General features: G+C 50.9%; 7 protein-coding genes. 4 read left to right on the plus strand and 3 right to left on the minus strand.

Translation table 11 applies throughout. The features are described from left to right. Positions 1-121: 121 nt before the first annotated feature. Complete coding sequence (alaS, locus tag AAF564_10690) at positions 122-2959, minus strand: alanine--tRNA ligase (GenBank protein ID MEM8486007.1); 2838 nt, start codon at positions 2957-2959, stop codon at positions 122-124. 103 nt (positions 2960-3062) lie between these two features. After that, on the minus strand, positions 3063-5354 hold the full coding sequence (locus tag AAF564_10695; GenBank protein MEM8486008.1) for a GWxTD domain-containing protein: 2292 nt from the start codon (positions 5352-5354) through the stop codon (positions 3063-3065). A gap of 236 nt (positions 5355-5590) precedes the next feature. Between AAF564_10695 and AAF564_10700 the strand changes: the two genes are divergently transcribed. Both AAF564_10700 and AAF564_10705 read left to right on the plus strand, forming a co-directional pair. After that, on the plus strand, positions 5591-7021 hold the full coding sequence (locus AAF564_10700) for a capsule assembly Wzi family protein (protein MEM8486009.1): 1431 nt from the start codon (positions 5591-5593) through the stop codon (positions 7019-7021). A 368-nt stretch (positions 7022-7389) separates the two neighbouring features. Beyond that, positions 7390-7824, plus strand: a complete 435-nt coding sequence (locus AAF564_10705; protein MEM8486010.1) for a hypothetical protein — start codon at positions 7390-7392, stop codon at positions 7822-7824. Positions 7825-7864: 40 nt separating this feature from the next. Here the strand turns inward: AAF564_10705 and AAF564_10710 are convergent, their stop codons facing one another. Then, positions 7865-8539, minus strand: coding sequence for a hypothetical protein (locus AAF564_10710; protein MEM8486011.1), 675 nt, complete (start codon positions 8537-8539; stop codon positions 7865-7867). A 206-nt stretch (positions 8540-8745) separates the two neighbouring features. Between AAF564_10710 and AAF564_10715 the strand changes: the two genes are divergently transcribed. Together AAF564_10715 and AAF564_10720 are read left to right on the plus strand one after the other, a co-directional pair. Then, entirely contained in the window at positions 8746-9978 is a 1233-nt protein-coding gene (locus tag AAF564_10715; protein ID MEM8486012.1) for a DUF4097 family beta strand repeat-containing protein, read from the plus strand. Positions 9979-10041: 63 nt separating this feature from the next. After that, positions 10042-10647: a hypothetical protein gene (locus AAF564_10720; GenBank protein ID MEM8486013.1), complete on the plus strand. Its 606-nt coding sequence runs from the start codon at positions 10042-10044 to the stop codon at positions 10645-10647. The last annotated feature ends 178 nt before the right edge of the window (positions 10648-10825 follow it).

Below are 10825 nucleotides of genomic sequence, written 5' to 3' on the forward strand. Positions count from 1 at the left end.
GAATTCTAATATACCATTTCTACAAATGAGATCCGTATGCCACCACGGCAGGCAGATTATCAGTAAGAGCATGTTTAAGTTTTACCCTTTTCTGTAGGCAAACAACTACGTCTGGACAACCCTACAGCATTTCTTCGACTACCCCTGCGGCAGAAGCAAGCGCCTCATCTAACTTTTCAGGTTGACGTCCACCAGCCGTTGCAAGTTGCGGTTTACCCCCGCCACCGCCGCCAACTTTCTTGGCGAGAGAGCCAACAATCGCGCCGGCCTTGATGCCCTGCCCCTTGATCAGGTCGTCTGAAACAGACGCTACCAGGTACGCCTTGTCTCCTTCCGGAGCAACAGTACCCAGCACCGCAATGGCCTTCTCTGGCAACCGGTCGCGTAAAGACTGGCCAAGATTACGCAATACGTCCATGTCGACGCCATCGATGCGCCCTGTTATCACCCGATTGCCACCAATTTCAGCAGCCTGGTCGATAAACCCGGCCAGTTGGCCTTCAAGCTGCAACTGGCTTTGGGCCGCCAATTCTTTCTCCAGTCGTTTGTTCTCTTGAATCAAAGTAGCAACAGCTTCACTCGGCGATGCATTTAGTACTTTGAACTGCTCGCGTACCCGGCCAAGTTCATCCAGTGCATCATTTACGAAGCTTGTGACCGCATCACCTACTACTGCTTCAACGCGCCGTACGCCAGCAGCAACAGATCCTTCAGAGAGGAAGCGAAATGCACCGAGCTCTCCAGTGGCATCCACATGGGTGCCACCACAAAGTTCAACGGAATAGGCAGGATCGAAGGTGATCATGCGCACTGAATCTCCATACTTCTCACCAAACAATGCTGTAGCACCGCGCGACATGGCCTCATCGATTGGCACTCCGCGCTCCTCTTCTCGCGAGACATTTTGCTGAATGACGGTATTTACCCGGTCTTCAATTTGCCGCAACTGTGCCGGTGTCACGCGCTCAAAATGACTGAAATCAAAGCGGAGTTTATCCGGCGTAACAAGCGACCCCTTCTGGGCAACGTGCGACCCAAGTAGTTCACGCAATGCTGCGTGAAGCAAGTGGGTTGCGGAGTGATGCTTCTGGATTTTAGCGCGGCGCTCCCCGTCTACGATTGCAACCACATTGCCCGTCTGTTTAGCAGGAAGCTTGTCTACAAAGTGAACGATGCGCCCCTGATCCTTTCGGGTATCCAGGACGTTGATTGTTTCGCCGGCTACCAAAAGCGTACCCGTATCACCAATCTGCCCACCACTCTCAGCATAAAACGGTGTGGCATCCAGCAACACCTGGTAGAACTGCTCGTCTTCAGATTTAAGCGTCCGTACTGCGCGAATCTCCGCATCTTTCACTTCGAGCGTGTCATATCCGACAAACGCCGAATCTTCTCCTTCGGTGACAACTTGCCACAAGTCAACACTGCTCTGGTCAACCTTGAACGAAGTTGCGGCGCGGGCGCGCGCTTTCTGCTCTTTCATGAGGCCCTCATAGCGGCCTTTGTCGAGCTCCAGCCCCTCTTCGCGGAGCATCAGTTCGGTCAGGTCGACGGGAAAGCCATACGTATCGTGCAACAGGAAGGCTATTTCGCCGGCCATCTTGCCCGAAGCGCTCACGCCCATGAATTGTTGTAACATGTCATCTCGCGACATGTCTCCGTACGCTTTACCCAGCAGGTCAATGGCCTGGCTGTCTTTCTTGATCTCTTGCAGGTCTTTTTTACCCGCCTTGAATTGCTGTACATATGGGGTGAGGTTCTCAAAAAAGGCAAGTCCCATGCCCAGCGTCTCGAGGAATCCGTCTTCTTCAGCGCGGATCACTTTCTCGATATAATCCTGCTGTTCAACAAGCGCAGTAAAAGCGCCGCCCATTTTGGCGACAACATGTGGCACAAGCTGGTACAGGAACGGCGATTTCAGGTCGAGTGTCTGGTACCCGTAGCGCACAGCGCGCCGCAAAATGCGGCGAATCACATACGACTGGCCGGCGTTGCCCGGAGACACACCATCCGAGATTGCAAAAACGCACGTACGAATGTGGTCAACTATAACGCGCATCGCAATGCGGTACTTCTCCCGCAGGGCCTCATCTACCGTTGCCATCCCATCATAGCTGTCAACGGCTTCAAGCGGTGATAGGTCGGCAACACGTTGTAACAGGTTGGCAAACAGATCAGTGTCGTACGTGCTGCTTTTACCTTGAAGCACGGCCACGATACGCTCAAAGCCCATCCCGGTATCAACATGTTTGGCTGAGAGTGGCTGCAAGGAGCCATCTTTCTGTGCATTGTACTGGATGAATACCAGGTTCCAGATTTCGATGACCTGTGGATGGTCTTCATTAACAAGTGTTTTGCCATCAACAAGCGCGCGGTCTTCGTCGGAGCGGAGATCAACATGGATTTCAGAACAGGGTCCGCAAGGCCCTGTATCCCCCATCATCCAGAAATTGTCCTTGGAACCGCAAAAGAGGATATGGTCCGGATCCAGTGTGGTCTCTGATTTCCAGAAAGCCGCCGCTTCATTGTCTGGCTCGAGGCCCAGTTTTTCATCGCCGGCGTGAACGGTGGCGTACAGGCGATCGGGTTCGAGCTTCCAATTTTTCACGAGGAGCTCCCATCCCCAGCGAATGGCTTCTTTTTTGAAATAGTCGCCAAAGCTCCAGTTGCCCAGCATCTCAAAAAAGGTGTGGTGGTAGGTATCGTAGCCTACCTCTTCCAGGTCGTTGTGCTTGCCAGAAACACGCAAACATTTTTGCGAATCTGCTGCCCTGATGTAGGGCCGGCTGCCGCTGCCGAGAAAGACATCTTTGAATTGATTCATGCCGGCGTTGGTAAACATCAACGTCGGGTCATTCTGAGGTACAAGCGAATCACTGGATACAACTTCGTGCTGCTTGTCTGCAAAAAACTGCAGAAAAGCCTGGCGAATTTGCTCAGATGTTGCTGGTCGAGACATAACAACAATGGAAACAGATTACTGGAATAGCAGGCCCAGTAAACGCAACAACTTCCATTTGGTTGTTCTCCTTTACAGCAAATTCAGAGAATACCACAAGCCGCTATTCGAGCAGGATAATGCGCTCTGCTTCAACGGTTTTTTTGGAGATGACGTCTGTTACTCGCATGACGAGCACGTAACTGCCGGCCGGCTGCTGTGTTGTATCCAAAATGAAGTACTGCCCGTCATCAGGTGCTGTCGTTGTATTGGTAAACCGCACAGACACGCCCGTGTTGGGTTTGCGCCGGAATGCACGCCTCCTGAGCCGGGCAAGGCCTTTCTGGTCTTCAAACGCAAGCAGAACAGCCTCTACTTCATACATAGCTTCCTGGTTGGTATCCTGGCCAAGGTTGTAGGCTTCAAAGTAGAGGTACAACGGCTGTTGTTTGTTAAACACCCCCCAAGGGGCAGCCTGAATGATCAGTCCATTGCGTTCAAACATACCTGAAGGCGCTGTTTCGTCGGGTAACGCTTCTTCGACATTGTAGGCCAACATAAGGTCACTCAACTGCAGCTTGTCGGTCTCAAAGTTGGGCACGTCCAGCGTGCTTCGGTCAAACCCCTGCCCTTTACCAGATTTGGTTTCAAACTCCACAGACAAATCGTATGCACCGGGCGCTGCTTCCAATTGCAAGGCATCAATCCAGACTGAAGCCTCCTTGAACATGGTAATATCGTTGGTTTTCACCTTTTCGACGCGGCGGTGATCTTCGTTTACAATCCCATCTGACGCAGACAACAGAAAAGCGCCGGCGTGCAGCGACAGCGTTTGCTCAAGCTTGAGCGCGCTTGTTTCTACTGGAACGGCATATGGCACATAAACATCAGCTTTCCCTGCTGCTCCTTTAAACGCATTGGCCAAATACGGGAAGGTGACGCGCTTGCCACCTGCTTCGTATTCATACCCGTCTGGCTTTTCATCAATGTTGTCTTTTGCAATAATCACATAGTCAAGCTCAGTACCAATAGCTGCCCTACCGCTCATTACCTGCGAACAGGGGCTATAAAAGACATAGTTATTCAATTGCGGCCACAGGTTGCCAAACACAAATCGAAATCCGGGATACTCAAAAATGTGAAACTGATCGAACGTAGCAGCCCCACATTGTGCGATGGCGTTCGACATGTAATATTCCAACTCCGGCTTACCATAACGGACATAGATTTCGCCTCGTTCAGAATCCCAGCCGGTCAGGTTGAGTTTTGGCTCTGAAAACTGCAACTCAGCGTATACAAGGCGGGCATAATGCTCGGTAAGCCGCTCATTCTCGGGGGTTAAAAACCGAGGATCGCGGAAAGCCCAGAATCCATCTTCGCTGAAAGCGGTGTTTTTCTTTTTATCCTTCAAGCCGGCTTCGTTAAGCAACCGTTCCGTGTCGGCAAAGATTGCAACAAGGCTGTCGGGCATGTGGGTCATTGCCTGCTGAAATTGTTCTTCAGCTATTGCATGATTTTCTAGGTAGTGCTGCGCATATCCTTTGAAGAGATATGTATGATAGTCGTCCGGGATGTGTTCGCGCATTTGATTGGCCATCTGGCCAAGGGCAACCATATTGGGCCGTGTGGTAAACAAACGGGCCAAATGTTTATAAGCTCGCAGGTTTTGCGGATCTCTAATCAATGCCCGCCGGAGATAATTTTCTGCAACCGGATATGCGAGGTCTGCGCGCGGGCTCAAGTCTATGATGGATTTACCCGTTACCCGCTGGTCGTCAAGGCTAAATACATCAGCAGGATTGGTCAGGTCTTTGGGAATCAGGAGTTGGTCCGAAAAAAGGGCTGTAAGGTTTGCCCGCGCCGGCCGCGTTGACCCAAGCCATCCATCTTCCAATACGCTCATTCCGTCAACCGTAATGCGCTGCCGCCAATCGAGCCATTCATAGGTAAACCGTTCACCCAACGTCAGATTTGCCATCACTGACAGAGAATCCAGGGCTAAAATCTTAGCTGACAACTCATCTTTACGCGTGCGGCGCAACAGCTCAAGCGGCTCTCTCGGAAATCCAAATTCGAGTTGCAGTTCCATGAACGGGACGTGGTCAGGCTTCAGGCGCAATGCCCGTACAATAGAGCGATCAGCTGCCTTTATTTCTCCAAGTGCCCACTGGACACGCGCCATGTGAAAACGTGCTTCTGCATTGTCAGGCTCTTTGTCGATGATCCAGTCAAACGCTTCTTTTGCGTCGTTCCAGCGGGATTCTTCTATAGCTTTAAGGCCACGCTCCATCCATGCGGGATGCGCTTGACCCAACGCCAGGTTTGTTACTCCTGTAAAAAGAAAACAGGCAATCAGACAAAGCGACCAACGGGAAATGCCGGCTACAAATACGTGCTGGGCATAGGAATGCTGCATAAATCCTGGAAACTGTATGATAGGTGGTGTGCGCCCGGCCTATGACTAAAGTTATTGCAATACAGGAAGGTTAACAAGGCACTTTAAAAGTTACGCATGAATCCAGCGCCGGTTTTATGTTGCAGCACATACACTGGAGAACATATTACACCACCAAGTCGTTTTCGCTGCCAGTAGCCTACAGCTTTATCCCTGTTTACTCGCTGCATAAATCACCCTATAGACCAGTGTCCTGTTTGCGCGTTTTCGCTTTTTCCTTTTTGCTGCTCATGCTGTTTGCACCCGTGCTGTTTGCACCCGAAGCATTTGCGCAGGAAGAAGCCCCTGTATTCCGTAAAGAACTTTCATTCACAGGTGGCAACAGAAGTATGTTGCCATTCTGGGTCACAGCAAATCAGTTTGGCGTTGTCCCCCATAATAGAAGCAGCGCTGCGTTCAGGATTGCCGTAACCCAACCTTTGAAACAACCATCGCGGATTGGTTTTGCCTATGGTATTGATGCCGTAGTTCGCGCAGGAGAACAGTCAACGGCGTTTCTCCAGCAGTTGTATGGTGAACTAACCTGGGGGCCCTTCCTGTTAAGAGCCGGCCGTAAAGAGGAGAAAATGGGTGAGGTGCATCCTTTCCTTACAACAGGCTCGATGGTACTCAGTGGTAATGCAGCACCTGTGATAGGAATAAGCATTTCCTGGCCCAGCTATGTGACCGTACCGCGGACGGGGACCTTCCTGGCTATTAAAGGGCACGCAAAACACGGGTGGCTTGACGGTAACCGGATCACTACAAATCCCATGCTGCACGCCAAGTCGCTTTTCATGCGCTTCGGCAAAGATCAATGGCCCTGGAAAGCATGGGCCGGCGTGATGCATTATAACGTCTGGGGTGGCCGGCACAAAAATGAAAACATAGGCGACCTCCCGCGCTCTTTTAATGATTTCCTGCGGGTGTTTTTTATTCAGGGTGCCAATTCAACCTTCGAAGTTGATGGTGAGGTTACCAACGTTCTAGGAAATTCAATTGGGGCATACGATGTTGGATTTTCCTGGGAGGCTGCTTCTTTCTTCCTGCAATTTTACCGACAGTTTTACCTCGAAGACACCGTCTCTACCCGCTTACGGAGCCCCGGAGATGGATTGTATGGCCTGCACTTTAAAGCCTCTGATCGCGAAGGGCTATTGTCAGATGTTTTGTATGAGCACATCAATACGAGAAAACAGGGATCGAAGCGCAGTGAGATTCAGGGTACCGACAACTATTACAACCACTTCATTTACTCTACAGGCTGGACCCACCGTGGGCGGACGCTGGGAACGCCCGTTATCCTCATGCGGCCGGACCAGGTAGGCGTATTCAACAACATGCTCTTTGCGCATCACCTGGGCATCGCCGGCACGCTCCGCACAACCACGGCCTATCAGGTTTTGCTAACGATGACGCGTAATTACGGCGTCAACTCCATTTTCCGCTCTACAGGGTTTGGTTTTACAATGGATGGTGCAAGGTTTGACGGCGCGCGTGATCAGTTTTACGCCGGACTCACCATCTTCCAGTCCCTGCCAAACATGCCACAATTCCAGGTAATGACCCGTCTAGGATATGATTGGGGGGATGTGCGTACGGATAACAACTTCGGCCTTACCGTTGGCGTTGTGCACACCAATCGGTAGTGATGTGGGAGTTTAGTGTTGACAAAACGGGGTACGTGTTTTCGTATTTCCGTGCTCTTGTTTTGCAGTATGCAAGCGTCTTTTCTCTAAAAAGAACTTCACTCGGCATCATACGAACCCTTTTATCAGCACTAACCGGCACAACCCCAGACCTGCAACACTTTTGTGATAGCTTTAGCAAAGCTCTGACATACCCTAAATAGCGCCAACTGTTATCCTTTTTATGGTACTGGACGCCAGTACTGTAAAGGTCCTGTATGAAGGGCCCCGCTCCCCGGCTGGGTATCCACGGTAACATACCAGATCAGACTTTTACCCCCCAACTGTGCTGCGCGTGCAGGCACAGGCGTATTAGAAAGTTGATCACCATGACAAATCAGAAAAAGCGTTCTCTCGAGCACGAGATTAACGCCAGGCTGTACCGCAACCTCACGCGGGAAGGCATCCCAATGGATCACCTGGATCCAACACACCTCGCAAGCTGGCCCTTACTCGAACACCAATCGGCAAACAAGGGCGATTACGTCAATCTTCTGCCGCCTTCTTATCGCAATCCCTTCCAGCAAGAGATAAGTGCTGTAACGCAGCAACGCCGGCAAGCCGACAAAAAATCAGCAGCACAGGGCCAGGATTTCAGAACACATCTGGCCAGCGAGTGGTCAATATCAGACGAACCTGAAATTGTAGTAGCCGAGGAGCCGCAACGCTCCGGCGTGTCACTGCTCCTGATCACCATCGCAGGCCTCCTGATGGCAGCCTCGCTTGCACTCAACAGCACCTTCTTACCGGCCCTCTTTTTTTAGCCCTGCTTGATTTCCTCGGACTGTGTATTCAGCTTCGAATTCAAGGTTTGAGCGAAATCCCAAGTCCGACTGCAAACACAACGGCTTCCAGTTCTGGCGAGTACCCCAACCAGAGCCTGCTACGCAGACGCCCATTGGTGTCGTCGATGTAGTGTGCAAATCTGACGCCTACGGACGAAACCCTGAAGATAAAATCATGTTCTCCGACATAGCACGCGACTACGCCTTCACATCTCGTTAACCCATGCCGGTCACTCCGGAAATACAGCCCAAGCCCCAATCCGCCACCACGATGACGCACAATTGGATGCTGTGCAATTAGACTGTAATTCATCTGGATATTCCCCATCGCAGTGATATAAAGCTTATCACGAACACTGTATGTCCAGTCGAGCCCAGCGCCGCTTCCGCCAATCGCAGCACCAATGGCGCCAAATCGTTTGACATTCCAGGCCCGCTTGTACGTAAACGACCATAAATTCCGCTCTAACAGCCATACACGACCAGATCCCTGATATAAATCCTCCGCGTAAGCACGAAAGCCCGCTCGCAATAAAGAAGATGACGCGGAAAGGCCCTGGGTGGATTCCTCCGGGTCTCTGTGCTTTTCAAACAACATAATTTCACTTTGCGGGACATGCAGCGCACTGCAACCGGAAGCGACAAAAAACAGACTGACCAGACAAGTCAGTTGGACCATAGATCGGAAGCACATCGAAGCTGGAGAGGTTTAATGCTAATTGCCTTAGGCCGGAGCGTAGAATGGCAACACAGGTACATCCGGCGAATTGGGGGGGCATCTTTCTATCAAAAGCGCATCATCTTCACAAAACGCGACATCAGATCTGTAACTTCTTCTTTTTAGTACCCGTAAATCTTACATTATCCTCCAACAAGTCACCTGATTATTGCTGCCGAGCCATGACTCAATCCTCATCTAAAAGTGTTTCGACCCCTAAGAAAATTGCCCTGCTTGTCCTTGGCGCCCTGACGATCCTTACGTTTGTCAATATCCTGGAAGCCGGCGTGAGCAAGCTGCGCGGCAGTGACCGTGCGATGGCCGCAACCGAAAAAGGGTATGAAGAAGGCTTCCTTCCGATGGATGAAGTTGCCGTACGCACCGATGCTGATGACGGAGAGTTGATGATTGAGGAGTCATTCAAGGTTTCTTCAGGTGATAACTTTGTTGTTGGCGTAAACGACGCAGATCTATATGTTGAAACCAGCGACACAGACAATGCGAAGGTTGAGGTGTACCTCAAGTCCAACAACATGAATAAAGGCCGCGATTACTTCGAAAACCAGAATTACGAAGTAACCCAGGATGGCAACAGCGTTTTTGTAAAAACGTATCCAAAACGGAAAAACTTTAACTGGTCGGGTATTCGCAACCTGCGCATTACGGTGCGTGCCAGTATTCCATCTGATTTCAATGTAACCCTCAAAACCGCCGATGGAGACATCGTGCTGGGTGAAACGAGTGGAGAAATAATGATCCAGACTTCAGATGGCGACGTAAATACCGAATTCCTCTCCGGTCCATCCATCAACATTCGGACGTCAGACGGCGACATTGCAACCGAATCCATGGATGCTGCGCAAGTGTCTGTTGCAACGTCTGATGGCGATATTCGCCTTGAAGATGTTGATGCCGATGACATTTCAGTTCGGACGTCAGACGGCGACATCATGGCGGCGCGGCTTACCGGTGAATCTTCTGTTTCGACGTCTGATGGAGACATCCGCATCAAAGCGATTGAAGGTGCAGAAACAGCTGTACGCACTTCAGATGGAGATATTGTGACTGAGATGGTGGATACCAACAACGCCCAGTTCCAAACGTCGGATGGCAGCATTACCCTCAACAGTGTTGCCGGCGATCTGACAGCCAAGACCTCCAGTGGTAATCTCCGGGTTGGCCTTACGGAGGGCGGCAAAGTCTACCTGCGCTCAGGTGATGGAGATATCCACATCAGCGCGCCAAGCGATTATTCCGCTGAACTGATGCTCCGCGGGGAACGTGTACGGATTGCATCTGGTTTTCAATTCGACGGTAAACTCAAGAAAAACGAAGCGGAAGGTCGTATCAATGGGGGCGAGTTCACCCTCGAAGCCCGTACATCGGACGGAGAAGTAGTTTTTAAGGAAAACTAAGTATTTTTTGCACAGTCCGGGCTTTGGTATTGATTCACGGCCACCATTCCCCGAAATTTGGGCATGGCGAGAATCACGCGCCCGGCACCTGACAAAGAGGTACGGGCTTTACAAAAGAAATTTGACGTCGCTCCTTCAGGGCGTCTGTTCATCAGCGTCCCAGGCGCTGACCTTGATCTGATTGCAACAGATTCTGACAAGGTTGAAGCTGAAGTTTACGTAAAGTCGCAATCCAAAAACGAGGCACTTGCGCTCACCGACCGCATTAAGCTGCGGTTGCGTGCAGTTGACAAGCAAACGGTCAGGATCGAATCCAAGTCCTTCTATCAGAATGGATTTGTGGGTTGGAATACGGACGATGCAATCCAGATACGGCTGCTCATTCGTCTGCCCCGCGCATTTAATGTGGATATTCAGGCATCCGGCAGTGCAACCTCTATTAAGGCCGTTGAAGGCAAAGTGAGTATTCAGTTGTCAGGCGGCTCGCTGAACGCAACAGAATTGCAAGGCCGGCTGGAAGTCATGGGATATGGCTGCACCCTCGACATCGACCAGTTCGAAGGATCCAATCTGGAGCTGGTTGCTGCATCAAGTGCCCTCACAGCCTCGAACGTAAAGGCCAAGCAACTAAGTATCCGCGCACCCAACAATTCAAAAATGCTGTATTAACCCTTGCAGTGCCGATGACCGTTTTGTGGTAAAAACCCTATACAGAGGAGTATTCTATTGAGACTGCACGCAGTGTCATTTCAATAGAAAAACACTCCTCTGCATGGGTTTCTTCCTCGGTTCTGGGCAATGCGCATCACCGAGAGGCTGACATTATTTTGATGGATGTGTCTTTGGC

This window comes from Bacteroidota bacterium (assembly GCA_039111535.1).
In the GTDB taxonomy this organism is placed as follows: Bacteria; Bacteroidota; Rhodothermia; order Rhodothermales; family JAHQVL01; genus JBCCIM01.

What these genes read in the sequence shown, in the direction of transcription:
- alaS (MEM8486007.1), bottom strand. Translation starts at nt 2,959, where the DNA reads ATGTCTCGACCAGCAACATCTGAGCAAATTCGCCAGGCTTTTCTGCAG.
- AAF564_10695 (MEM8486008.1), bottom strand. Translation starts at nt 5,354, where the DNA reads ATGCAGCATTCCTATGCCCAGCACGTATTTGTAGCCGGCATTTCCCGT.
- AAF564_10705 (MEM8486010.1), top strand. Translation starts at nt 7,390, where the DNA reads ATGACAAATCAGAAAAAGCGTTCTCTCGAGCACGAGATTAACGCCAGG.
- AAF564_10710 (MEM8486011.1), bottom strand. Translation starts at nt 8,539, where the DNA reads ATGTGCTTCCGATCTATGGTCCAACTGACTTGTCTGGTCAGTCTGTTT.
- AAF564_10715 (MEM8486012.1), top strand. Translation starts at nt 8,746, where the DNA reads ATGACTCAATCCTCATCTAAAAGTGTTTCGACCCCTAAGAAAATTGCC.
- AAF564_10720 (MEM8486013.1), top strand. Translation starts at nt 10,042, where the DNA reads ATGGCGAGAATCACGCGCCCGGCACCTGACAAAGAGGTACGGGCTTTA.